The 21,903-nt window shown below is 69.7% G+C and carries 23 protein-coding genes and 1 tRNA gene; 13 read left to right on the top strand and 11 right to left on the bottom strand.

Annotated features, from left to right (window positions below; genetic code table 11):
- Positions 1 to 14: 14 nt before the first annotated feature.
- Positions 15 to 2,201: an MMPL family transporter gene (locus LBN7_RS15575; RefSeq protein WP_407360160.1), complete on the top strand. Its 2,187-nt coding sequence runs from the start codon at positions 15 to 17 to the stop codon at positions 2,199 to 2,201.
- Between the two features lie 39 nt (positions 2,202 to 2,240).
- A tRNA-Arg gene (locus LBN7_RS15570) sits at positions 2,241 to 2,313 on the top strand.
- Between the two features lie 66 nt (positions 2,314 to 2,379).
- On the opposite strand, the gene LBN7_RS15565 is transcribed toward LBN7_RS15570, so the two are convergent.
- The 3 genes from LBN7_RS15565 to LBN7_RS15555 all read right to left on the bottom strand — a co-directional run bounded on the left by LBN7_RS15565 (position 2,380) and on the right by LBN7_RS15555 (position 4,943).
- Positions 2,380 to 2,877, bottom strand: coding sequence for an HNH endonuclease (locus tag LBN7_RS15565; protein ID WP_116635896.1), 498 nt, complete (start codon positions 2,875 to 2,877; stop codon positions 2,380 to 2,382).
- 309 nt (positions 2,878 to 3,186) lie between these two features.
- Positions 3,187 to 3,918 carry a M23 family metallopeptidase gene (locus tag LBN7_RS15560; RefSeq protein WP_341944888.1) on the bottom strand — a complete coding sequence of 244 codons (732 nt, stop codon included), beginning with the start codon at positions 3,916 to 3,918 and terminating at the stop codon, positions 3,187 to 3,189.
- Positions 3,919 to 4,241: 323 nt separating this feature from the next.
- Positions 4,242 to 4,943 (bottom strand): metal-dependent transcriptional regulator, encoded by a 702-nt coding sequence (locus LBN7_RS15555; protein WP_116635894.1) that lies wholly within the window; start codon positions 4,941 to 4,943, stop codon positions 4,242 to 4,244.
- A gap of 101 nt (positions 4,944 to 5,044) precedes the next feature.
- Between LBN7_RS15555 and serC the strand changes: the two genes are divergently transcribed.
- On the top strand, positions 5,045 to 6,157 hold the full coding sequence (gene serC / locus LBN7_RS15550; RefSeq protein ID WP_116635893.1) for a phosphoserine transaminase: 1,113 nt from the start codon (positions 5,045 to 5,047) through the stop codon (positions 6,155 to 6,157).
- Between the two features lie 9 nt (positions 6,158 to 6,166).
- Here the strand turns inward: serC and LBN7_RS15545 are convergent, their stop codons facing one another.
- Together LBN7_RS15545 and LBN7_RS15540 are read right to left on the bottom strand one after the other, a co-directional pair.
- Positions 6,167 to 6,805, bottom strand: a complete 639-nt coding sequence (locus LBN7_RS15545; protein ID WP_341944887.1) for a DUF3027 domain-containing protein — start codon at positions 6,803 to 6,805, stop codon at positions 6,167 to 6,169.
- A complete protein-coding gene (locus LBN7_RS15540) occupies positions 6,789 to 7,169 on the bottom strand; it encodes a cold-shock protein (protein WP_116635891.1) in 381 nt (126 codons plus the stop codon). The genes LBN7_RS15545 and LBN7_RS15540 overlap by 17 nt, the downstream gene beginning before the upstream one ends.
- A gap of 119 nt (positions 7,170 to 7,288) precedes the next feature.
- Between LBN7_RS15540 and LBN7_RS15535 the strand changes: the two genes are divergently transcribed.
- Genes LBN7_RS15535 through LBN7_RS15525 form a run of 3 tightly spaced genes read left to right on the top strand, consistent with a single transcriptional unit; the run spans position 7,289 to position 10,961 of the window.
- Positions 7,289 to 7,564, top strand: a complete 276-nt coding sequence (locus tag LBN7_RS15535; protein WP_116635890.1) for a multidrug ABC transporter ATPase — start codon at positions 7,289 to 7,291, stop codon at positions 7,562 to 7,564.
- A 10-nt stretch (positions 7,565 to 7,574) separates the two neighbouring features.
- On the top strand, positions 7,575 to 9,284 hold the full coding sequence (locus tag LBN7_RS15530) for a helicase-associated domain-containing protein (RefSeq protein ID WP_407360159.1): 1,710 nt from the start codon (positions 7,575 to 7,577) through the stop codon (positions 9,282 to 9,284).
- Positions 9,285 to 9,320: 36 nt separating this feature from the next.
- On the top strand, positions 9,321 to 10,961 hold the full coding sequence (locus LBN7_RS15525) for a DNA repair helicase XPB (protein ID WP_341944885.1): 1,641 nt from the start codon (positions 9,321 to 9,323) through the stop codon (positions 10,959 to 10,961).
- A 24-nt stretch (positions 10,962 to 10,985) separates the two neighbouring features.
- Here LBN7_RS15525 and LBN7_RS15520 read toward each other — a convergent pair whose 3' ends face one another.
- The gene (locus tag LBN7_RS15520; RefSeq protein WP_407360158.1) at positions 10,986 to 12,008 is read right to left on the bottom strand and encodes a CPBP family intramembrane glutamic endopeptidase; all 1,023 of its coding nucleotides are present in this window, start codon (positions 12,006 to 12,008) and stop codon (positions 10,986 to 10,988) included.
- A 133-nt stretch (positions 12,009 to 12,141) separates the two neighbouring features.
- On the opposite strand from LBN7_RS15520, the gene LBN7_RS15515 reads away from it, so the two are divergent.
- From LBN7_RS15515 to LBN7_RS15505, 3 genes are all read left to right on the top strand, one after another.
- Positions 12,142 to 12,834: a response regulator transcription factor gene (locus LBN7_RS15515; protein WP_116635886.1), complete on the top strand. Its 693-nt coding sequence runs from the start codon at positions 12,142 to 12,144 to the stop codon at positions 12,832 to 12,834.
- Between the two features lie 58 nt (positions 12,835 to 12,892).
- Positions 12,893 to 14,584 carry a sensor histidine kinase gene (locus LBN7_RS15510; RefSeq protein ID WP_407360157.1) on the top strand — a complete coding sequence of 564 codons (1,692 nt, stop codon included), beginning with the start codon at positions 12,893 to 12,895 and terminating at the stop codon, positions 14,582 to 14,584.
- 121 nt (positions 14,585 to 14,705) lie between these two features.
- Positions 14,706 to 14,993: a WXG100 family type VII secretion target gene (locus tag LBN7_RS15505; RefSeq protein WP_116635884.1), complete on the top strand. Its 288-nt coding sequence runs from the start codon at positions 14,706 to 14,708 to the stop codon at positions 14,991 to 14,993.
- 92 nt (positions 14,994 to 15,085) lie between these two features.
- Here LBN7_RS15505 and groL read toward each other — a convergent pair whose 3' ends face one another.
- The 4 genes from groL to LBN7_RS15485 form a co-directional block, all read right to left on the bottom strand.
- Positions 15,086 to 16,705, bottom strand: a complete 1,620-nt coding sequence (gene groL, locus LBN7_RS15500) for a chaperonin GroEL (RefSeq protein WP_116635883.1) — start codon at positions 16,703 to 16,705, stop codon at positions 15,086 to 15,088.
- A 124-nt stretch (positions 16,706 to 16,829) separates the two neighbouring features.
- Complete coding sequence (locus LBN7_RS15495) at positions 16,830 to 17,408, bottom strand: LytR C-terminal domain-containing protein (RefSeq protein WP_243408937.1); 579 nt, start codon at positions 17,406 to 17,408, stop codon at positions 16,830 to 16,832.
- Positions 17,409 to 17,479: 71 nt separating this feature from the next.
- Positions 17,480 to 17,737 carry a DUF3263 domain-containing protein gene (locus LBN7_RS15490; protein ID WP_407360156.1) on the bottom strand — a complete coding sequence of 86 codons (258 nt, stop codon included), beginning with the start codon at positions 17,735 to 17,737 and terminating at the stop codon, positions 17,480 to 17,482.
- A gap of 9 nt (positions 17,738 to 17,746) precedes the next feature.
- Positions 17,747 to 18,739 (bottom strand): DUF2332 family protein, encoded by a 993-nt coding sequence (locus tag LBN7_RS15485; protein WP_407360155.1) that lies wholly within the window; start codon positions 18,737 to 18,739, stop codon positions 17,747 to 17,749.
- A 71-nt stretch (positions 18,740 to 18,810) separates the two neighbouring features.
- On the opposite strand from LBN7_RS15485, the gene msrB reads away from it, so the two are divergent.
- Both msrB and LBN7_RS15475 read left to right on the top strand, forming a co-directional pair.
- Positions 18,811 to 19,215: a peptide-methionine (R)-S-oxide reductase MsrB gene (gene msrB / locus LBN7_RS15480; RefSeq protein WP_116635880.1), complete on the top strand. Its 405-nt coding sequence runs from the start codon at positions 18,811 to 18,813 to the stop codon at positions 19,213 to 19,215.
- Positions 19,212 to 19,802, top strand: coding sequence for a nitroreductase family protein (locus tag LBN7_RS15475; RefSeq protein WP_407360154.1), 591 nt, complete (start codon positions 19,212 to 19,214; stop codon positions 19,800 to 19,802). The genes msrB and LBN7_RS15475 overlap by 4 nt, the downstream gene beginning before the upstream one ends.
- 3 nt (positions 19,803 to 19,805) lie before the next feature.
- On the opposite strand, the gene LBN7_RS15470 is transcribed toward LBN7_RS15475, so the two are convergent.
- Positions 19,806 to 20,744 carry a DMT family transporter gene (locus LBN7_RS15470; protein WP_407360153.1) on the bottom strand — a complete coding sequence of 313 codons (939 nt, stop codon included), beginning with the start codon at positions 20,742 to 20,744 and terminating at the stop codon, positions 19,806 to 19,808.
- 72 nt (positions 20,745 to 20,816) lie between these two features.
- Between LBN7_RS15470 and LBN7_RS15465 the strand changes: the two genes are divergently transcribed.
- Entirely contained in the window at positions 20,817 to 21,470 is a 654-nt protein-coding gene (locus tag LBN7_RS15465; RefSeq protein WP_407360152.1) for an SOS response-associated peptidase family protein, read from the top strand.
- 3 nt (positions 21,471 to 21,473) lie between these two features.
- The gene (locus LBN7_RS15460; protein WP_407360151.1) at positions 21,474 to 21,857 is read left to right on the top strand and encodes an MmcQ/YjbR family DNA-binding protein; all 384 of its coding nucleotides are present in this window, start codon (positions 21,474 to 21,476) and stop codon (positions 21,855 to 21,857) included.
- Positions 21,858 to 21,903 lie beyond the last annotated feature (46 nt).

Genomic DNA, 21,903 nt, shown 5'->3' with positions numbered 1-21,903 from the left:
CCGAAAGGCCCCCGATGTCCCGCCCTGATCACGACCCTGCTCCGCCGACCCGAGAGCGCTCACGACGACACTCCTGGGTGCGCGTGTTCATCCCGGTGGCGCTGATCCTCGTCTGGCTCGTCGGCGCGTCGCTCGGCGGGCCGCTGTTCGGCAAGGTCGACGAGGTGTCGTCCAACGATCAGACGACCTACCTCCCCGAGTCCGCCGACGCCACCCAGGTGCAGAAGCTGCTCGGCGAGTTCAACGACAGCGACTTCATCCCCGCCATCGCCGTGTTCACGTCCGAGGAGGAGCTCACCGCGAGCGAGCTCGACGCGATCTCGGATGCCGTCGCCGACGCGCCCTCCGTGGAGGGGATCGGCGACGAGGTCTCCCCCGCGCTCCCCTCCGAAGACGGGCGCGCCGTGCAGGCGTTCATCCCGATCCAGAGCGATGCCGAGCTCGCGGACGCCACCGCCGCCCTCGGCGAGGAGCTTCGCGGCGCCGTGCCCGAGGGCATCACGGTCTACATCACCGGTCCTGCCGGCTTCAGCGCCGACCTCGTGGCCGGCTTCTCCGGCATCGACGGGCTCCTGCTGGGCGTCGCGCTCCTCGCCGTGCTGGTGATCCTCGTGCTCGTGTACCGCTCGTTCCTGTTGCCCCTCGTGGTGCTGTCGACCAGCCTGTTCGCGCTCTGCGTCGCGCTGCTGGTGGTGTGGTGGCTGGCGAAGTTCGAGATCCTGCTGCTCAGCGGTCAGACCCAGGGCATCCTGTTCATCCTCGTGATCGGCGCGGCGACCGACTACGCCCTGCTCTTCGTCGCACGATTCCGCGAGGAGCTCCGCGTCGTCCAGGACAAGGGCGCCGCCGTCTCCGCCGCGTGGAGGGGCTCCTTCGAGCCGATCGTGGCGTCGGGCGGCACGGTGATCGCCGGCCTGCTGTGCCTGCTGCTCAGCGACCTGAAGTCGAACAGCACGCTCGGCCCCGTGGCCGCCATCGGCATCGTGTTCGCGATGCTCGCGGCCCTCACCCTGCTGCCGGCGCTGCTGCTGCTGTGCGGTCGCGCGGTCTTCTGGCCGCGTCGCCCGAAGTTCGAACCCGAGGTCGTCGAGGCGGAGCACGGCATGCGGACGACGGGGCTGTGGGCGCGGCTGGCCGGCCTCATCAAGCGCCGCCCTCGCGTGATCTGGATCGCCACGACCGTCGTGCTCCTCGTGGGCGCGGCCGGCGTCACCCAGCTCGATGCCGTCGGCATCCCGCAGTCCGACCTCGTGCTCGGGGCGTCCGAGGCGCGCGACGGTCAGGCCGCCCTGGGCGAGCACTTCCCCGGCGGGTCCGGCAGCCCGGCCTACGTCGTGGTGGCCGAGGACCGGCTCCAGGATGCCGCCGACGTGCTGCTCGCGAGCGACGGCATCGACGGGGTGTCCGTCACCGCGGCGGACTCGCCCAGCGGCACGGCGACCGTGACAGAGGACGGGCTGACCGCCGTCGGTCCTCCGGGGACACCGGCCCCGGAGCCGACGGTCGTCGACGGCGACGTCCTGCTCCAGGCGACGCTCACGGATGCCGCGGACTCCGAGGCCGCGGCCGCGACGGTCCGCGAGCTGCGCTCCGAGCTGAGCGAGCTGGATGCGCTCGTCGGCGGAGTGACCGCGACCTCGATCGACACGAACGACGCGTCGATCCACGACCGGAACCTCATCATCCCGGTCATCCTCGTGGTGATCATGTTCATCCTGATGCTGCTGCTGCGGTCGGTCCTCGCACCGGTGCTGCTGATCCTGACCACGGTGCTCTCCTTCGGCACGGCGATGGGCGTCTCGGCGCTCGTGTTCAACGGGGTCTTCCAGTTCCCCGGAGCCGATCCCGCCGTCCCGCTCTTCGGCTTCGTGTTCCTCGTCGCCCTGGGCATCGACTACAACATCTTCCTGATGACCCGTGTGCGGGAGGAGTCGAAGGCGCACGGCACCCGCGAGGGCGTCCTGCGCGGACTCTCGATCACCGGCGGAGTGATCACCTCGGCCGGGCTCGTGCTCGCCGCGACGTTCGCGGCGCTCTCGGTCATCCCGATCCTGTTCCTGGTGCAGCTCGCGTTCATCGTCGCGTTCGGCGTGCTGCTGGACACGTTCGTGGTGCGCTCGCTCCTGGTGCCTGCGCTCGCATACGACATCGGCAAGGCCATCTGGTGGCCCTCGAAGCTGTGGCGGCGCGGGCAGGATTAGCGGCGGGGGCGCCCGATCGGTCGCCTAGACTTGAACCGCGCCCTCGTAGCTCAGGGGATAGAGCAGCCCTCTCCTAAAGGGCAGGTCGCAGGTTCGAATCCTGTCGCGGGCACGGAACGCGAAGGGCCGCCCTCACGGGCGGCCCTTCCTCCGTCTCCGGGTGCGTCCGCCCGACTCTTCACGCCGCGAGGGCGAGATACGGCTCCCACCGAGGGTCGCTGCGCTCGGTCCCGCGAACGGTCCAGGCGGTGCCGTGCGGCGGGCGGGGAGTGAACCGCAGCTGCCAGCGCATCTCCTGCGGCGTCCGATCGCTCTTGACGTTGTTGCAGCGCAGGCAGCAGGCGACGAGGTTCTCCCAGGAGTCCGCGCCGCCGCGCGAGCGAGGGAGCACGTGGTCGATGGTGGATGCGGCCTTGCCGCAGTACCCGCAGCGGTGGTTGTCGCGGCGGAGGACGCCCCGTCTGGTCACCGGCACCCGTCTGCTCTTCGGCACCCGCACGTAGCGGGAGAGGATGATCACCGCGGGGCGTTCGTAGACGCCGTGACTCCCCCAGACGGGATCGTCTTCCACGCGTTCGATCACCGTGGCCTTGTCGTTCATCACGAGCACGAGCGCTCGCTTGAACGACACGATCGCCAACGGCTCGTATCCGGCATTCAGGACCAGTGTGCGCATTCGTCATCCTCTCGATCCGCCGGGACGGCTTCCCGGCACTCTCGACTCACACGAGGTCGCGCAGGCGGCAGAGCGTTCGCAGGGACGAAAAAAGGCGCTGTCTACAGACAGCGCCTTTCGCGCACGGCAACGCCGTGGCATCCCTGCGGGCTATGCAGAAGGACGTGACGACCGAGGGCATCCATGGTTCGGATGCTCGATATTCGCTCCATCTGCCTCTCCCGCCAGTACGACAACGGGTTCAGGCTAACCCATCCAGCTGGATGGGAGGCGAAACGAGAGATGAACGGACGGAGGCGTGTCCGCGGATTAGCCGGCGTTCGCCGCGAGCCAGGAGTAGGGCTCGACGATTCCGCCGTTGATCCACACCTCGAAGTGGAGGTGGTTGGCGGTCGAGCTTCCGGTGCTGCCGACGTAGCCGATCAGCTGTCCGGCGGAGACGGTCTGGCCCTCTTCGACCTGACGCGAGCCGTAGGTCATGTGACCGTAGGTGCTCTGGACCTGCTGCCCGCCCACGACGCTGTCGATCATGACGCAGACGCCGTAGCCGCCGATGCTCTCGGCCGACGCACGGACGACGCCCGCCGCCGTGGCGTAGATCGGGGTGAGGGCCGGCGCGAGCATGTCGACGCCGTTGTGGCCGCCGCCGATCGTGCGGCCTTCCGTGTAGGAGCCGGGAGGCAGCGGATAGCGCACCTCCCCGGATCCGGGTGAGACCAGCGCGTAGCCTGCGGTGTTGAAGTTCGCGGTCGTGGGCGAGGCTGCCGCTGCACGTGCGGCGGCCGCGGCCTCTGCCTTCTTCTTCTCGATCTCCTCCGGCGTCGTCGCCGTGAAGGTTCCGCGGTTGAGCGGCGCTGCGGTGGCCTGCGAGGCGACGACGAGCGACTGCGCGTCGACGGCCGCGAGCTGCTGGACGGTGGTCGACGCCTCTGCCGGCTTGCTCGCCGCGTAGGCGGGAAGGGCGACGGCGGCGACCAGAGCACCGACGGCCGCGAAGATGGCGACGGATCGGAGGGGCTTGACGGCCTTGCGAGCCGTCACCCGCGCACCGGTGCGGCGGGCGGGAACTCGGTCTTCAGATGTCTTCGCGGTCGGTTCGATGTCTGCGGCCAAAACTTTGTCCTCCTGGGCCCTCGCGCTTTCGGGTAGCGCTGGCTCGTCGGCACTCTCGTTCTCGTGGCACGAATGTAGCTCGGGTACTTTGTGCGTTCCTGCCGTGAAGACGACGAGCCTGGAAGGCGATCTTCGCGGGTCATCGCCAGCGGGCTTCTTCGCTGACGACTTGACCGAGGTTACCGGAAGATAACGATCATGTCACCCTGGGAACCTGGCAATCGACGCAGAGCCCTGACTTTCCGCGTGGATCAGGCCGGTTCGCCGACCAGGAAGATGTGCGAGGCGAGCTCGACGGGCAGTTCCAGCCCGTCTTCCTTGCCGTCCATCTGGATCAGGACGTAGCCCTCGCTGAAGCGGAAGTCGCCGTGCGCGCCGGGCATGACGCCGGCATCGCGCAGCTGCTCCAGCAGCTCCGGATCGACCTGAGCGGGTTCGGCGAGACGGCGGACCGTGCCGTCGATGGGCGCGCCCGCCGCGTTCAGCTTCTGGACCAGGCCGATGACGCCCTCGTCGAAGGTGCGCGCCGGCAGGTCGCCGAGCTGGTCGAGGCCCGGGATCGGGTTGCCGTAGGGGGACTCCGTGGGGTGGCCGAGGAGCTCGACGAGGCGACGCTCGACCTGCTCGCTCATCACGTGCTCCCAGCGACAGGCCTCCTCGTGCACGAACGCCCAGTCCAGCCCGATGACATCGGACAGGAGACGCTCGGCGAGACGGTGCTTGCGCATGACGTCGACGGCCTTGCGCCGCCCGGCGTCGGTGAGCTCGAGGGTGCGGTCCTCGGAGACGACGACCAGCCCATCGCGCTCCATGCGACCGACGGTCTGCGAGACCGTGGGTCCGGAGTGCCCGAGGCGCTCGGAGATGCGCGCGCGCAGGGGCACGATGTTCTCCTCCTCGAGCTCGAGGATGGTGCGGAGATACATCTCCGTGGTGTCGATCAGATCGGTCATGTGCAGGCCCTCCGAGATTCTTAGGCAAGCCTACATTCCCGGACGGACATCGGATCCGCCGTCGGCGGGGAAGGATGCCGCGCGCCCCCTAGAATCGACGCATGGCGATCGAGATTCCCGGTGACCTCCTGCCCGCTGACGGTCGTTTCGGCTGCGGCCCCTCGAAGGTGCGCCCCGCGCAGCTCGAGGCGCTTCTCTCGTCGGGGGCGGCGATCCTCGGGACATCCCACCGTCAAGCGCCCGTGAAGAACCTCGTCGGCAGCGTGCGCGAGCAGCTCGCCGCCCTGTTCCGCGTTCCGGAGGGGTACGAGATCCTCGTCGGCAACGGCGGCTCCACGGCCTTCTGGGACGCGGCCGCCTTCGGCCTCATCGAGCGCCGCAGCCAGAACCTCGTGTTCGGGGAGTTCGGCGGCAAGTTCGCGGCCGCCGCGGGCGCCCCGTGGCTCGAGGCCCCCGACGTGCGCAAGTCCGAGCCGGGCTCCCGTGCGAACGCCGAGGTCGTGGAAGGCGTCGACGTGTACGCCTGGCCGCACAACGAGACGTCCACGGGCGTCGCCGCTCCGGTGGAGCGCGTCCGCGCGGAAGGCGCCCTCACCGTCATCGACGCGACCAGCGCCGCCGGAGGCATCGACTTCGACGTGACTCAGGCCGACGTGTACTACTTCGCCCCGCAGAAGAACCTCGGATCCGACGGAGGACTCTGGTTCGCCGCCGTCTCCCCCGCCGCGATCGAGCGGATCGAGCGGATCGCCGCGTCCGACCGCTACATCCCCGAGTTCCTCAGCCTGAAGAACGCGGTCGACAACTCGCGCCTGAACCAGACGCTCAACACCCCGGCCCTCACCACGCTCCACCTGCTCGACAGCCAGCTCCGCTGGATCCTCGACCACGGCGGACTCGCGTGGGCCGCCGGCCGCACCTCGGAGTCCTCCTCGGCGCTGTACGACTGGGCCGAGGCATCTGCCGTCGCGACGCCGTTCGTCGCCGACGTCGCACACCGCTCGCCGGTGGTCGTCACGATCGACTTCGACGAGAGCATCGACGCGGCGGCGATCGCGAAGACGCTGCGCGCCAACGGGATCGTCGACACCGAGCCGTACCGCAAGCTCGGTCGCAACCAGCTCCGCGTGGCGACCTTCGTCTCGATCGAGCCGGACGACATCCGTCAGCTGACCCGTTCGCTCGACTACGTACTGGAGAACATCGGCGCCTGAGCGCCGGCGTCACTCCTCGTCGTCGGAGTCGTCCTCGTCGGCATCGTCGTCGAGGTCTTCGTCCGCGTCGTCTTCCTCGGCGTCGTCTTCATCCTCGTCGAAGCCGTCATCCGTCGAGTCCTCGTCGGACACGCTCGGGTCGAGCTCGTCGATGTCGACCCCGTCGACGTCGCCGGCGTGGAGGACCGTGGCGTGGCCGTCCTCTTCGTCGTCGTCCTCGAGATCGTCGTCGTCGAGTTCTTCCGCGTCCTCGTCGATGTCATCGGCATCGTCGTCCAGGGCCTCGCCGGACTCGGCGGCCTCGGCGGCCGCCTGCTCGGCGAGCTCGACCTGGTGCGCGCGGTAGTCCGCGAGGCGCTCGGCCCACGGGACCCACTCGGGTGCGAGCAGGGCGCCGTCACCGGGGAGCAGCTCGACCTCGAGCACGGTCGGCTCCGCGTCGTCGACGCGGGCGACCGTCACGGTCCAGTACCACCCGGGATAGCCGGGAAGCCGGTTCTCGAACCGCAGCGAGACCGACCCGTCGTCCTCCAGGAGGTAACCCGCGGCGGGGCCGATCGAGGTCGCGGGAGTGATCTCGCGGAGGGCGTCCAGCGCGAGATCGTGGGCGTCGAGGAGACGCGCGTCGGCGTCAGGCTTCGAGGTCATCGGCGACCTTGCGCAGGACGGCCGCGATCTTGCGGCCGTGTCCGGACGACGGATAGCGTCCGCGACGCAGGTCTCCGCCGATGGTGTCGAGGAGCTTCACGAGGTCCTCGACGATGATCGCCATGTCATCGGCCGGGATCCGCTTGGCCTTGGACAGGCTCGGCGGTGCCTCGAGCACGCGCACCGAGAGCGCCTGCAGACCGCGCTTGCCGTCCGCCACTCCGAACTCCACGCGCGCTCCCGCCTTCACCGCGGTGCCGGTGGGCATCGCTGAGGCGTGCAGGAAGACGTCCTGGCCGTCATCGCTGGCGATGAAGCCGAAACCCTTGTCTTCGTCGTAGAACCTGACCTTGCCGGTGGGCATGGGAGAACCTCGCTGAAATCGGTATGCAGAAGAGTGCGCAGGCAGTTGCGCGCGCTCTCCCAGCCTACCGGTCGCCGGACCGGCGGAATCGAGGCCACGGTGCGAGTAGGGTGAGACGGATGAGCACGCAGAATTCCGAACCGGAGATTCCCGTCCGCCGGGTGGATCGCATCCTCGCGTTCTCCGCGCTCGGAATCGCGGCGGCATCCGTGATCTGCTTCTTCGCCATCATCATCGGCACCGCCGTCGGCATGGACCAGTCCGCCTTCGGCGAGGGACTGTGGCCGGTGATCGCCGCGATCCCGTTCTGGGGACTGCCGGTCGCCTTCGTCATGATCATCGCGCTGCTCGTGATGAGCTTCATCCGAAAGGGTCGCGCGGCATCGCGTTCCTGAGGCAGCGCCCATGAGCACACACGCACGACCGCTGGCGGATTGGCTGGCCGCGTCGAGCGATGACGCACTGCGGCACCTCCTGTCGTCCCGCGGGGTGCGGCCGGATGTCGCGTGGCAGGATTTCTTCGACGCCGCAGAGGCGCTGCTCGATGCGTCCGCCCTGACGAAGCTCCTCCCCTCCCTCACCGCCGCCGAGGCGGCGGCCCTGCTCCGAGCGACCGACGGCGAGGATGCCGGCCGCGAACGCGATGCGCTCACGGCACTCGCACTCCTCCGACCGGACGGCACCCCCTATGCCCCGCTCGCGTCGGTGCTCGCCGGGCGCTCCGTCGCCGAGGTCGACGAGGTCGCAGCCCCGGGGCCGGCAGCGGAGACCGCGGCCGCGCACGCGGCGGAGCGAGCGTTCACCACGGTCGCCGTGCTCGCCGATGTGCTGCTCGTCGCCCGCGAGACACCGTTCGCGCTGCTCGCCGGCGGCAGCATCAGCGCCGGCGAGAAGCGCCAGCTCGCGGATTCGGGGATCTCGGCCGACATCGTCGACACGCTCCTCTCCATCGCCCTCGACGCCGGACTCGCGGTCACCGCGGACCGTCGGCTGCGCACCACGGCCTCGGCGGAGACCTGGTTGCGATCCTCCGTCGCGGATCGCTGGACCGTCCTCGTGACGAGCTTCCGCGCCGCACTTCCGCGCGGCGTCCGCGCCCCGAGCGGCGGGTGGATTCCCCCCGAGGCCTGGCCGCTCGCGCATCCGTGGGATCCGTCCTGGCCGGAGCACTCCCGCCTCCTGCGCGAGGCGGCGCGCCTTCTCGGCCTGGTCGCGGAGGACGGCACCGAACCCGAATGGGCGGCGTCCGTGCGTCGCGGCGAGGATGTCGACCCGGCCGCGCTCGTCCGTCTGCTCCCCGCCGAGGTCGATCGCATCTTCCTGCAGAACGATCTCACCGCGATCGCGCCGGGACCGCTCGAGCCCGCGCTCGACGTGCGCCTCCGCGCCATCGCCGCCCGCGAGTCCGCTGCGCAGGCGTCGTCGTACCGCTTCACCGCGGAGTCGATGGCCCACGCCTTCGTCGCCGGCGAGACCGAGGAGTCGATCCTCGAGTTCCTGAAGGGGATCTCCCTCACGGGGATCCCGCAGCCGCTCAGCTACCTGGTCGCCCAGACCTCGCAGCGCCACGGCCTCGTCCGCGTCTCCACCGACGATGAGACCGGCCGCACGCGCATCGAGAGCACCGACCTCCACCTCATCCAGGCCATGGCGGTCGACCAGTCCCTGCGCCCGCTCGCGCTCGCGAAGCACGCCGAGTCGCTCACCACTCGCGTCGGCCGGGAGACCGTCTACTGGGCTCTCACGGACGCGCGCTACCCGGCGACCCTGGTCGGGGCAGACGGCGCCATCCCGGTGCGGGAACGGCATCCTGCACCTCCCGTCACGGCCGCGCCCGCCGACGATCGCGATCTGAACGGACTGATCACGCGCCTGCGCGACCATCAGGGCCCGGATGCCGATGCGGCATGGCTCGACCGCGAGCTCGAAGCGGCGGTCCGCGCCAAGGCCGTGCTGCAGGTCACGGTGGGGATGCCGGACGGGTCGACGCGCGAACTCCTGCTCGAGGCCACCGGGATCGGCGGAGGCCGCCTGCGCGGACGCGATCGGGCAGCCGACGTCGAGCGCACCCTCCCCGTCTCGAGCATCCTGGCCGCATCGATCGTCGCGCCGTAGGCCCCGCACCTCTCGCGCCCGGTAAACTGGACAGCTATGTCTGATGGCCCCCTGATCGTCCAGAGCGATCGCACCGTGCTGCTCGAAGTCGCCCACGCCGACGCCGAGAGCGCCCGGCACGAACTCGCGATCTTCGCGGAGCTGGAGCGCGCCCCCGAGCACATCCACACCTACCGGATCACGCGGCTCGGGCTGTGGAACGCGCGGGCCGCCGGCCACACCGCCGAGGACATGCTCGAGACGCTGGACCGCTGGTCGCGCTTCCCCGTGCCGCCGTCGGTCGCGGTCGATCTGCGGGAGACCGTCAACCGCTACGGGCGGCTGGTGATCGAGCGCGACGACGAGGGAACGCTCATCCTGCGCTCGTCCGACCCCGCCGTGCTGACCCAGGTCGCGAACAACAAGCGCATCCAGCCGCTGCTGATCGGGCACCCGACGCCTGCGACATTCGTCGTCGACGCGTGGGCACGCGGTCAGATCAAGCAGGAGCTGCTCAAGATCGGCTGGCCGGCCGAGGACCTCGCCGGCTACACGCCCGGCACCCCGCACGAGATCGACCTCGCCGAGGACGGCTGGCAGATCCGCCCGTACCAGCAGGATGCCGTCGACGCCTTCTCCAAGGACGGCTCGGGCGTCGTGGTGCTCCCCTGCGGCGCGGGCAAGACGATCGTGGGCGCCGGCGCCATGGCCGCGACCAAGACCACGACGCTGATCCTCGTGACGAACACGGTCTCGGCCCGGCAGTGGCGCGACGAGCTGCTCAAGCGCACGAGCCTGACGCCCGAGGAGATCGGCGAGTACTCCGGTCAGGCCAAGGAGGTCAAGCCCGTCACGATCGCGACGTACCAGATCCTCACGGCCAAGCGGAAGGGCGAGTACGCGCACCTGGCGCTGCTCGACGCCCTCGACTGGGGTCTCATCGTGTACGACGAGGTGCACCTCCTCCCCGCTCCGGTGTTCAAGCTCACCGCCGATCTCCAGGCCCGACGACGGATCGGACTCACCGCGACGCTCGTCCGCGAGGACGGCCGCGAGGGCGACGTCTTCAGCCTGATCGGCCCCAAGCGGTTCGACGCTCCGTGGAAGCAGATCGAGGCGCAGGGGTTCATCTCGCCCGCCGCCTGCTACGAGGTGCGCGTCGACCTTCCGCCGAGCGACCGGCTCGAGTACGCGGCGGCGACGGACGACGAGCGCTATCGCCTCGCGGCATCCGCTCCCGCCAAGGTCCAGGCCGTGCGCGAGCTGATCGCGAAGCACCCGGGAGAGCGCATCCTGGTGATCGGGCAGTACCTCGACCAGCTCGAGTCGCTCTCCGAAGCGCTGGACGCTCCCCAGATCACCGGTGCGACCCCCGTGGACGAACGCGAGGAGCTCTATCGCGCGTTCCGCGAGGGCGACATCTCGCTGCTCGTGGTCTCGAAGGTGGCGAACTTCTCGATCGACCTGCCCGAGGCATCCGTCGCCATCCAGGTCTCCGGTTCCTTCGGATCCCGCCAGGAGGAGGCCCAGCGCCTCGGTCGCCTGCTGCGACCGAAGCAGTCGGGCCACACGGCGAGCTTCTACACGCTCGTGGCCCGCGACACGATCGACCAGGACTACGCGCAGAACCGCCAGCGCTTCCTCGCCGAGCAGGGCTACAGCTACACGATCATGGACGCCGACGCGATCGCAGCCTGATCCCCTCCGGACCGCGACCCGCGGTCAGCCGTGGATCACGGTGTTCAGACGATGGGTTCCCTCGGCGCCGCGCGACGCCGGGATCGGCGCCACAGCGAGCGTTCGCGCAATGCCGAGCCGGCGCGCCCACCGATCGGCCAGCAGCGCGTAGACGACCATCGCCGCTGTCGATGCGAGCAGATCGACCGGAGTGCCGGAGGTCGCGTTCGCGTCGACCATCCCGACGGACCCGAACAGGAAGATGAGCACGTTGTTCACGATGTGCAGCGAGATCGCCGCCTCGAGACCGCCCGTCCGCCAGCACAGCCAGGCGGCGACGATCGCGAAGACCCCCACGCTCGCCGCGCCCCAGACGTCGTATCCGTGGCCGAGCACGAACAGCGGGACCGGCAGCAGGATCGCGAACGCCGGATGCCGCAGCCAGCCGCCGACGAGCTGCATCAGGTAGCCCCGGAAGACGTACTCCTCGGCGGCCGCCTGGAAGGGGATCAGCAGGAGCACGAGCAGCACCATGATCCAGAGGTTCGGGTGCGAGAAGTCGGGGACGACCTCGGTGCCCGTGACCGCCGAGAGGCCGAGGGACACGGCGAAGTACACCGCGAAGACGGCCAGGGCGAGCAGCAGGCTCCTGCCGAGCCAGCCGAGCCGCAGCCGCCCCGCCACGGACGACAGCAGCCCCACCCCGCGTCCCTCGACGATGCGCGAGGCCAGCAGGAGGGGCGGGATCATCAGGATCAGCGGCAGCACGAGGACCACGAGAAGCCATGGGCGGTCGAGGTCGAAGTACTCCATGGTCACCAGGAGCATCTGCAGCTCGGCTCCCCATTCCGGTACCAGCACCGACGCGACGCCCACCGGGACCATGAGGAGCAGCAGCAGCACCACGTAGAACGCGAGGGCGACGAGCCCCGTGAGCAGCACCCGCCACCAGCGATACCGCGGGCGCACACGCGCGAGACGGTGGAAGGCGAACTGTTCGGCCGGCGCGGGCGTCTGCGCGGCGGTGACGGGTACGGGGGCGGCGATGTCGTCCTCGGTCGAGCTCATGCATCGATCCTCTCGGGTGCGGCTGTGGATCGCATCCGACCACGGGAGGATTTCGCGGCCCGTCGGACGGCGACACCCCGCCGTTCCGGACAATAGTCAGCATCCGCATTGCCGAAGTCACCATAATGGGGACATGACTGATGCGCGCATCCTGGTCGTCGATGACGAGCCCAACATCCGCGACCTGCTCTCCACGGGTCTCAGCTTCGCCGGATTCCAGGTGAAGACGGTGGCCAACGGCGCCGCCACGATCTCGGCCGTCCTCGAGGAGGAGCCGGACCTCATCATCCTCGACGTCATGCTCCCGGACATGAACGGCTTCAGCGTGACGAAGCGGCTCCGCGGTGCCGGATTCACGGCTCCGATCCTGTTCCTCACGGCGAAGGACGGCACCGAGGACAAGATCGAGGGACTCAACGCCGGCGGCGACGACTACGTCACCAAGCCGTTCAGCCTCGACGAGATCGTCGCCAGGGCCCAGGCGATCCTCCGCCGCACCATGCAGGCCGACGAGGAGTCGATCATCCGCGCGGGTGAGCTCTCGATGGACCAGGACACGCACGACGTCCACGTCGGCAAGGAGGCGATCGAGCTCAGCCCCACCGAATTCAAGCTGCTGCGCTACCTGATGCTGAACCCGAACCGCGTGCTGTCGAAGGCGCAGATCCTCGACCACGTCTGGGAGTACGACTTCAACGGCGACGCCGGCATCGTGGAGAGCTACATCTCCTACCTCCGTCGCAAGATCGATCCGCACACCGAGGAGTCGCTGATCCAGACGAAGCGCGGCTTCGGATACATGCTCAAGGTCGGCAAGACGGTCTGACGACCGCACGACCCCCGACGCCGTTCCGCGGCGCAGACGCCGCACCCGGGAGGACCGCATGGCGCACAAGCCCGATGCGGTCACCAGCTGGTGGCGGCGGACCAGCCTGCGGGCGAAGGTCACGGGCGTCACCGTCGCGGTGCTCGCCCTCGGTCTGCTCGTCGCCGGGATCGGCACGGTCCCGATCCTGCGCACGGCACTCGTCGGGAACATCGACGCCCAGCTTCCGGCGCTCGTCTCCAGCGACCTCGCAGACCGCTACTTCGAGATGACGACCGTCGAAGGCGACACGATCTACACGCCGCGCGACCAGCAGCCCCGTGACTTCGCGTTCGCGATCTACGACGCCGACGGCGTGCTGCAGGCCTCGACCGCGGACGCGTCGGAGGCAGGACCGCTCTTCCCGGAGAGCTACCCCCTCGCGAAGGCGCAGTCGGAGGCCGACACGACCTTCGATCTTCCGGGTGCGGATGCATCCGTGTACCGCGCCGCCGTCGCCACGGTTCCGGGCGACGGCGGCGAACTGCGCATCCAGGTCGTCGCCATGCCGCTCGCCGAGGTCGATCGCATCCTCAGCCAGTATTTCGGCATCTACATCACGATCGCGCTGATCACGATCCTCATCGCGGCCCTCCTCACCCGCGGTCTCGTCACGCTCACGTTCCGCCGACTGGGTCAGGTCGAGGCCACCGCCATGTCGATCGCCGCCGGCGACTTCCGCCAGCGGCTCACCGACCTCGAGCCCACCACCGAGGTGGGCCGCCTGAACAGCGCCATCAACACCATGCTCGATCGCGTGGACCGCTCCCTCGCTCAGCGCGATCGCACGGTCCAGCACATGCGCCGGTTCATCGGCGATGCCAGTCATGAGCTGCGCACCCCGCTCGTCAGCGTCCGCGGCTACGCGGAGCTCTACCGGATGGGTGCCATCCAGGGCGAGGAGGACACGGCGCGCGCCATGGAGCGCATCGAGAAGGAGGCGATCCGGATGGGCGTCCTCGTCGAGGACCTCCTCGCTCTCGCCCGCCTCGACGAGGAACGCGAGCCCGAGATCGAACCGCTCGACCTGCGCCCCATCGCCCGCGATGCCGCTCTCGACGTGCGGGCCGCGGCCCCCGGGCGCACGGTCACGGTCATCGACCGCACGGTCGAGGTGACGGACACCGCGACCGTGCGGATCGCCCCCGCGCCTGCCCCGGCTGCCGCTCCGCTCACGCCGCGCGGCCTCTCCCGCGGCACTCTGGCGCGGCTGCGTCGCCGACCGCGACAGCCGGAGCAGCCGCCGGCGATCGACTTCACCGAGGTTCCCGACACCCCCGTGCGCACCCCGCCCATCGTCCTCGGCGAGGAGAACAAGGTGCGCCAGGTCGTCACCAACCTCCTCGGCAACGCGCGGCGGTTCTCGCCTGAGGACGGCCCCATCGAGATCGTCGTCGACTCCGACCGGGTGCGGGGCACCGGGAGCATCGCGGTCGTCGATCACGGCGAGGGCATCCCCCCGCAGATCCGCGAGCAGATCTTCGAGCGCTTCTGGCGCGCCGACACCTCACGCGCCAGAGAGACCGGCGGCTCCGGACTGGGGCTCGCGATCGTCGCCTCGATCGTGAAGGCGCTGCACGGCTCGGTGGCGGTGTCGGAGACCCCCGGCGGCGGCGCGACGTTCACGGTCACGCTCCCCCTCGCGCCTTCCCGGGCGACACCCGCGCACCTGCTCGAGGACACCCAGCCCCTCGACCGTCTGGAGCTGTGAGCGCCCTCCACCGCCACCACCCGTGGCCGGTTGTGCACAGTCGGCGGCGGCACCGCCGATCGGAACGGCTGCCGCTCCCCTCAGGCCTCTAGCGTCGGAGCTCCAACGAGAAGGAGTTCCCATGTCTGTCTTCACCGTCGACACCGACGCCGTCGAGTCCGCGAACGCGGCGACCCGCGGCACGATCGAGAGACTTCGCAGCGAGTCCCGCACGCTCATGGCGCAGCTGCAGCAGCTGCAGTCGTCGTGGATGGGCGATGCGTCGAACGCGTTCCAGATCTGCGCCGAGCAGTGGCAGGGGGCGCAGCTGCACGTGGAGCAGGTGCTCGACTCGATCGGCACCTCGCTCGGATCGGCCGCTGCGCAGTATGCGGATGCCGATCGATACTCGGCGAGCCTGTTCCGCTGATCCCGGTCCTCACCAGAGGGCGGAAACGCAGAACGCCCCCGGCCGGAGCCGGGGGCGTTCTGTGCGACGGAGTCGCTGACCTCATGCGAGCGTCAGAAGTCCATGCCACCCGACGGGTCGCCCATCGGTGCCGCAGCCTTCTCGGGCTTGTCGGCGACGACGACCTCGGTCGTGAGGAAGAGAGCCGCGATCGACGCTGCGTTCTGCAGAGCCGAACGGGTCACCTTCGCCGGGTCGATGATCCCCGCAGCGAACATGTCGACGTACTCGCCCGTTGCCGCGTTCAGGCCCTGACCCGAGGGAAGCTCGGAGACCTTGTTCGCGACGACGCCCGGCTCGAGACCGGCGTTCAGCGCGATCTGCTTCAGCGGAGCCTCGATGGCGACGCGGACGATGTTGGCACCGGTCGCCTCGTCACCCGTGAGCGACAGAGCGTCGAGAGCCTTCGTGCCCGACTGGATGAGCGCGACGCCACCACCGGGGACGATGCCCTCTTCCACAGCAGCCTTCGCGTTGCGGACGGCGTCCTCGATGCGGTGCTTGCGCTCCTTGAGCTCGACCTCGGTCGCCGCACCCGCCTTGATGACGGCAACGCCGCCGGCGAGCTTGGCGAGGCGCTCCTGGAGCTTCTCGCGGTCGTAGTCGCTGTCGGTGTTCTCGATCTCACGACGGATCTGCGTGACGCGACCCTCGATCTGGTCGGCCTCACCGGCGCCCTCGACGATCGTGGTCTCGTCCTTCGTGACGATGACCTTGCGTGCACGACCCAGCAGGTCGAGCGTGGCGTTCTCGAGCTTCAGGCCGACCTCTTCGGTGATGACCTGACCACCGGTGAGGATCGCGATGTCCTGCAGCTGCGCCTTGCGACGGTCGCCGAAGCCGGGAGCCTTGACGGCGACCGACTTGAAGATGCCCTTGAGCTTGTTGAGCACGAGCGTCGCGAGAGCTTCGCCCTCGACGTCCTCGGCGATGATGACGAGCTCCTTGCCGTCCTGGATCACCTTGTCGACGATGGGCAGAAGGTCCTTGATGTTCGAGATCTTCTGGTTCGCGATGAGGATGTAGGCGTCCTCGAAGACGGCTTCCTGACGGTCGGGGTCCGTGACGAAGTACGGGTTCAGGTAGCCCTTGTCGAAGCGCATGCCCTCGGTGAGCTCGAGCTCGGTGCCGAAGGTCTGCGACTCCTCGACGGTGACCACACCCTCCTTGCCGACCTTGTCGATCGCCTCGGCGATCAGCTCGCCGATCGCGGGGTCGGCAGCCGAGATGGAAGCGGTCGCAGCGATCTGCTCCTTGGAGTCGATCTCCTTGGCGCTGGCGAGCAGCTCCTCGGTGATGGCCGCGACGGCCTTCTCGATGCCGCGCTTCAGCGAGATCGGGTCGGCGCCGGCTGCGACGTTGCGCAGACCTTCGCGGACGAGCGCCTGAGCCAGGACCGTGGCGGTCGTGGTGCCGTCACCGGCGACGTCGTCGGTCTTCTTGGCGACCTCCTTGACGAGCTCCGCACCGATCTTCTCGTACGGGTCGTCGAGCTCGATCTCCTTGGCGATGGAGACACCGTCGTTCGTGATCGTGGGGGCGCCCCACTTCTTCTCGAGGACGACGTTGCGGCCACGCGGGCCGAGGGTCACCTTGACCGCGTCGGCGAGGATGTTGAGGCCGCGCTCGAGGCCGCGGCGGGCCTCCTCATCGAAAGCAATGATCTTTGCCATGAGTTTTTTCGTCCCTCCTGGACGTAGACGTTGGGTTTAGCACTCGGAGTAAGAGAGTGCTAACGCCATTCTGGCACTCGACACCACCGAGTGCAAGCCGCCGGGGACGGGGCGCATCCCGATGTCAGGAGGCGGGAGTCTCGGCAGGAGTCTCGGGCACCGTGGTGGATCGATCGAGGCCGATGACGACGGTGATCTGCTTCGCGCCGGTGTCGTTCAGCGCCGCGTAGAAGTCGCTCTGCTGGACCTCGGCGCCGCCGATGACGCGCGCCAGGCCGATCGCTGCGAGCTCGTCCTCTTCCGCGACGTAGTAGACGGTGGTGGTCTCGAAGTCCACGCTCGCGCTGTCACTCGCATAGACGCTGTCCGCGAGCCAGCCGCTGTTGATCAGCAGGTCGCGCATCTGCGTGTCGAGCCCCTCTTCGGGCGTCGCGTTCAGGATCATCACCGAGATGGTCGTGTCGACGACTCCGGTCTCCTCGGGGGTGGGCACGGAGCTCGGCGCGGTCTCGGGGAACAGCGAGATGCGACCCATGACGACCAGCGAGCCGAAGATGCCGGCGATGATGAGCACCAGGGCCGCGACGAAGGACCACAGCAGAACGACCCAGCCGTTCATCCCGGGGGTCTCGGCACGGTGGGCCCCGACGCGTCCGGAGGAGCGGGGGACGTCATCGAAGCGATCGCGGCTGGGCTTGGACACCCCTCGATGCTAGCGGCACGTTCCTGTCAATCCGTTCCGCGGCGCGGGCGCGGAACCGCCATCGGGCAGGATCAGCCGACGAATCGCGGAGTGCGGGCGGTGCGCTGGGCGGCCCGGCTGTCGCGGATCCGCCGCAGACGGCGCACCAGCATCGGGTCGTATTCGAGCGCGACGTCGGACTCGATCAGACGCCCCAGAATCTGGTAGTACCGCGCCGCGCTCATGCCGAGCTGGGCCCGGATCACCTCTTCCTTCGCCCCGCCGTGGCGCGGCCACGACGCCTCGAGGGCGAGGATCGCGCGATCGCGCTCCGTGAGATCTCCGAGCATGGCTCCAGGTTAGGACGCATCAGCCGCGACGGCCGCGCGCCACTCCCACCAGCGCCCGAGCGGATCCGCCGCAGCACGGACGCGGCCGTCGAGGGCGACGACGAAGCCCGGCCAGGCTCCCGCGTCGACGGGAGGCTCCCAGACGTCGAGCAGACCGGGTGGATCGATCGTGATCCACCGCGCGGGCAGCCCGGAGATGCGGTCGATCAGAGCGGTCCGCGCCGCCCGGGGGATGTGCACGAGCACGCCCGGCGTGGTGATGACGAGCGTCGCACCGGCGGGGGCCTCGGCCGCGAGCGCATCGATCTCCGCCAGCGCGTCGCCCGCGACGAGACGAGGAGGATCGGATGCCGCGATGTCGAGCGCGGCATCGATCCGCTCTTCCCGCCCGCTCTCCCCCGGCCAGACCAGGGCTCGCAGCCAGCTCCGATCCCGGTCGTCCCCCGCGTGCAGCGGCGCCAGGTCGATGCCGGCCCGCCAGACGACCTCCGGCATCCGCAGCGGTGGCAGGACGCCCGAGACCCGGCTCTCCAGGGTCACGGTCGATCGGCCGTCGTCAGGGTCGAGCGCGGCCCGGAGCGCTCCGTCCTCTCCGACGAAGCGATAGGAGTAGCGGTCCGGATAGAGGCACAGCCCCGCGGACGCGCCGATCTCGAGCATCGCGACAGGCCCCTCGATCTCCGACAGCACGGGGAGCAGCGCGGCGAGCCGCAGAGGCTCGTTGGTCTGGAGCTGCCGCGCCGTGCACGCGGCGACGATCTCGTCGGCATTCCGCACGACGAAGCGCCGCCACGCCGGGTAGCCGCCGAGGTCGGCGCCGAGCAGCCGCGTCACCGCGAACACGAGGGGCGGCTGCCGCCTCGACTCGGGGATCCGCAGGAGGATCCGCTGCACCTCGGGATCGGCGGCGACGCCGGCCGCCCACTCCTCGTAGAGCGCGCTGCGGCCCGGGGCCTCATCCCGGGAGAACCGCGCGTAGCGCTGTTGGACAGCATCCGTCATCCGTCCATTCTGACTCGGCGCACCCGACGCCCCGGCACAGGAGGGAGAATGGAGGGGACTCAGGAGGATACATGTCGTACAGCGTGGACAAGACCGAAGACGAGTGGCGCCGCGAGCTCGGCGATGAGCAGTACGCCGTGCTGCGCCAGGCCGCGACCGAACGCGCATGGACGGGCGAGCTGCTCGACGAGAAGCGCTCGGGCCTGTACACCTGCGGAGCGTGCGACGCCGAGCTCTTCAAGAGCGGCACCAAGTTCGACTCCGGCTGCGGATGGCCGAGCTTCTACGAGTCGATCCGCCCCGAGGCGGTCGAGCTCATCGAGGACTCCAGCCTCGGCATGGTGCGCACCGAGGTGCGCTGCGCGAACTGCGGCTCCCACCTCGGACACGTGTTCCCCGACGGGTTCGGCACGCCGACCGGTGACCGCTACTGCATGAACTCGATCGCGATGAACTTCACGCCCGACGAGTCGTGAGCGCGCTCGACGCCGTTCGCGCCAGGCAGTCCTGGTCGAAGGTCGATGACACCGCGCCGACGCACGAGGAGCTGGTGACCCTCGTCGCCGCGGCCGGCCGTGTCGCCGACCACTCCTCGCTGCGTCCCTGGCGTCTGATCGAGCTGCGAGGCACCGATCGCGAGGCGCTGGGCGCCGCGATCGCGAAGGCCGAAGGCGACAAGTCGCCGTCCTCGAAGCCCCTTCGCGCGCCGCTGCTCATCGCGGTGGTGGCCAGCTACCGCAAGAGCGACAAGGTGCCGCGCTGGGAGCAGGAGGCCACCGCATCCGGCGTCGCCCACACGCTGAGCCTGCTGCTCGACGAGGCCGGCTGGGGCGTCCTCTGGCGCACCGGGCGCTACACGCGGTCGAAGGCGGTCGCCCAGGCGCACGGACTCGCGAAGAACGAGGAGCTCCTCGGCTGGCTGTACGTCGGCGGCAAGCCCGCCGGGCGCAAGCCGGGCCGGCGCAAGGCCGTCGATGCCCGCAAGCTCCTGACCCGCATGCCGGCGAGGACCGAGCCGATCGAGAAGACGGCGAAGAAGGCGAAGAAGGCGAAGAAGAAGTAGTCGTCAGCGCCGGGGCCGGATCCGCGCGACGACGACGGATGCCACGGCGACGATCACCATCGCGATGATCTGCCAGAGCGCGGGACCCGCCGCCGTCGGCCAGAAGAGGTCGATCACGACCGAGGTCACGAGCTGCCCGAGCACGGACCCCAGCCCCATCAGGAGCACGCCCGTGTGCGCGACGATGAACGCTCCGAGGAGGATGTAGGCGGCTCCGAGGAAACCACCCAGGTACAGCCACGGCTCGGCCGGCGGAGCGTCGGGCATCCCGCGGACCGCGATGCTCACCCCGGCGGCAGCGGCCAGCACGATCGTGCCGGCGATGAAGCTCATCAGCGTGGCGGCGATGGGCGACTCGACCCTCTGCGCGAGCCGTCCGTTGGTCGCCGCCTGCCACGCGATGCCGACGCCGGTCGCGAACGGCAGCAGCAGCATCCACAGCGGCGCCGATGCGAGCACGTCGCCGGAGAGCGAGATCGCGACCGCGGCGAGCGCGAGCGCTCCCCCGGCCAGGCGACCGGGGGTGACCGCGACGACTCCGGCCGGGCCGAAGCCGATCCGGTCGAGCACCAGTCCGTTCAGCGTCTGTCCGGCCACGACCCCGACGGTGAACAGCGAGACGCCCAGCACTCCCGCGGTCAGGCCCTGGGTGGAGACGGTGAGGGCGCCGCAGGCGCCGCCGAGCAGCATCCAGAACGGGATCCGCCCGTGTCGGATCCCGCCGACGAGGCGCACGACGCCACGACGCGCCGAGGGGATGCAGGAGATCACGACGACGAGGGCGAGGAGGCCGACCGCGAACGAGATCAGCCCGGCGACGACGCCGTCGTCGACCTTCACGCCGAGCACGCCGTTGATGCGGGCCTGGATCGCCGTCATGACGCCGATGGCTGCTGCGCCGCCGAGCGCCAGGGGCACGGGAAGCCGGCGGGTATCGGGCACCTGTCGACACTACCCGAGCGGCGGAAGGCCGCAGACCGGGCGGATGTCGGCGGCCACGGCTACGCTGACGACATGTGCGCGAGCTATGGTCTCGATCCCCGGTTCACCGACGCAGAGCTTCTGGCCGCGGCCGACGACGCGGTCCTGGAAGGCCTGCGCGTCTGGGCCGAGGAGAACGCCGGCGAGACCCTGCGTCCGACCGGGAAGAACCTGCGGAACCTCAATCCGATCATCGTGCAGCCGGAGACCGCGCCGACGCTGGAGCCGGCGTGGTGGGGGTACCTCGTGAACGGCGAACCCGCCAGGTTCCCGTCGATCAACACGCGCTCGGAGCGCCTGCAGGACCGGCCCGGCAGTGCGAAGTCCCGCGCGATCGTGCCGGCGACGAGCTGGTTCGAGATGCAGAAGCCGTCCCGGCAGTGGCATGAGTTCCTCGTCGACGACGGCGCGCTGTTCGGCATGGCGGCCGTGACCCAGCGGGGGCGCACCGCCGACGGCGCGTGGTTCACCTGCTACTCGATCGTGATGCGACCGGCGCCGGAGCACCTCGCCGGCGTGCACGATCGCATGCCGGTGCTCGTCCCGGCGTCGTTCGCCGGGGACTGGCTGACGGCCGACACCGGCCGCGAGGTTGTCGACGAGGCGCTGCTCGCGGCCGCCGACCTCGACGATCGCGTGCAGGTGAAGCCGCGGAACGACGACAAGCGCGCCGAACGGCTGTTCTGACGCGTGGATGCGCAGGAACTGACGTCGGCCGCCGCCGCGCGCGCGGATGAGCTGCCCGGCTCGGCGCTCGAGAATCCGTTCGGCCCCGAATGGGACGTGTACAAGGTGCGGGGCCGCGTCTTCCTCCTCCTGCCGCTGGACGGCACAGGGCGTGTCACGCTCAAGTCGCAGCCCGACGACGCGAAGGCTCTCCGAGAGACGTTCGCCGACATCGTCCCGGGGTACCACATGAACAAGAAGCACTGGATCACGCTCACCCCCGGCTCGTCGCTCGAGGAGGGCCTGGTCACGGAACTCGTGACCGAGTCGTACCTCCTCGTCGTCGAGAAGCTCCCGAGGGCGCAGCGTCCGGTCGACCCCCAGACCTTCGGGCGACAGGCCGACTGATCTCAGCGCCGAGCCACCGGCATCCATCACCGGGATGACCCGCGCT

It is taken from the genome of Microbacterium sp. LBN7 (assembly GCF_045690345.1).
Lineage (GTDB): Bacteria > Actinomycetota > Actinomycetes > Actinomycetales > Microbacteriaceae > Microbacterium.
Note: the sequence above shows the minus strand (reverse complement) of the source record. Positions and strands in the feature narration are given on the sequence as shown.

What these genes read in the sequence shown, in the direction of transcription:
- LBN7_RS15530 (WP_407360159.1), top strand. Translation starts at nt 7,575, where the DNA reads ATGAGCACACACGCACGACCGCTGGCGGATTGGCTGGCCGCGTCGAGC.
- LBN7_RS15555 (WP_116635894.1), bottom strand. Translation starts at nt 4,943, where the DNA reads ATGACCGATCTGATCGACACCACGGAGATGTATCTCCGCACCATCCTC.
- groL (WP_116635883.1), bottom strand. Translation starts at nt 16,705, where the DNA reads ATGGCAAAGATCATTGCTTTCGATGAGGAGGCCCGCCGCGGCCTCGAG.
- LBN7_RS15545 (WP_341944887.1), bottom strand. Translation starts at nt 6,805, where the DNA reads ATGACCTCGAAGCCTGACGCCGACGCGCGTCTCCTCGACGCCCACGAT.
- LBN7_RS15575 (WP_407360160.1), top strand. Translation starts at nt 15, where the DNA reads ATGTCCCGCCCTGATCACGACCCTGCTCCGCCGACCCGAGAGCGCTCA.
- LBN7_RS15510 (WP_407360157.1), top strand. Translation starts at nt 12,893, where the DNA reads ATGGCGCACAAGCCCGATGCGGTCACCAGCTGGTGGCGGCGGACCAGC.
- serC (WP_116635893.1), top strand. Translation starts at nt 5,045, where the DNA reads ATGGCGATCGAGATTCCCGGTGACCTCCTGCCCGCTGACGGTCGTTTC.
- LBN7_RS15515 (WP_116635886.1), top strand. Translation starts at nt 12,142, where the DNA reads ATGACTGATGCGCGCATCCTGGTCGTCGATGACGAGCCCAACATCCGC.
- LBN7_RS15525 (WP_341944885.1), top strand. Translation starts at nt 9,321, where the DNA reads ATGTCTGATGGCCCCCTGATCGTCCAGAGCGATCGCACCGTGCTGCTC.
- LBN7_RS15465 (WP_407360152.1), top strand. Translation starts at nt 20,817, where the DNA reads ATGTGCGCGAGCTATGGTCTCGATCCCCGGTTCACCGACGCAGAGCTT.
- LBN7_RS15485 (WP_407360155.1), bottom strand. Translation starts at nt 18,739, where the DNA reads ATGACGGATGCTGTCCAACAGCGCTACGCGCGGTTCTCCCGGGATGAG.
- LBN7_RS15505 (WP_116635884.1), top strand. Translation starts at nt 14,706, where the DNA reads ATGTCTGTCTTCACCGTCGACACCGACGCCGTCGAGTCCGCGAACGCG.
- LBN7_RS15490 (WP_407360156.1), bottom strand. Translation starts at nt 17,737, where the DNA reads ATGCTCGGAGATCTCACGGAGCGCGATCGCGCGATCCTCGCCCTCGAG.
- LBN7_RS15565 (WP_116635896.1), bottom strand. Translation starts at nt 2,877, where the DNA reads ATGCGCACACTGGTCCTGAATGCCGGATACGAGCCGTTGGCGATCGTG.
- LBN7_RS15540 (WP_116635891.1), bottom strand. Translation starts at nt 7,169, where the DNA reads ATGCCCACCGGCAAGGTCAGGTTCTACGACGAAGACAAGGGTTTCGGC.
- LBN7_RS15535 (WP_116635890.1), top strand. Translation starts at nt 7,289, where the DNA reads ATGAGCACGCAGAATTCCGAACCGGAGATTCCCGTCCGCCGGGTGGAT.
- LBN7_RS15520 (WP_407360158.1), bottom strand. Translation starts at nt 12,008, where the DNA reads ATGAGCTCGACCGAGGACGACATCGCCGCCCCCGTACCCGTCACCGCC.
- msrB (WP_116635880.1), top strand. Translation starts at nt 18,811, where the DNA reads ATGTCGTACAGCGTGGACAAGACCGAAGACGAGTGGCGCCGCGAGCTC.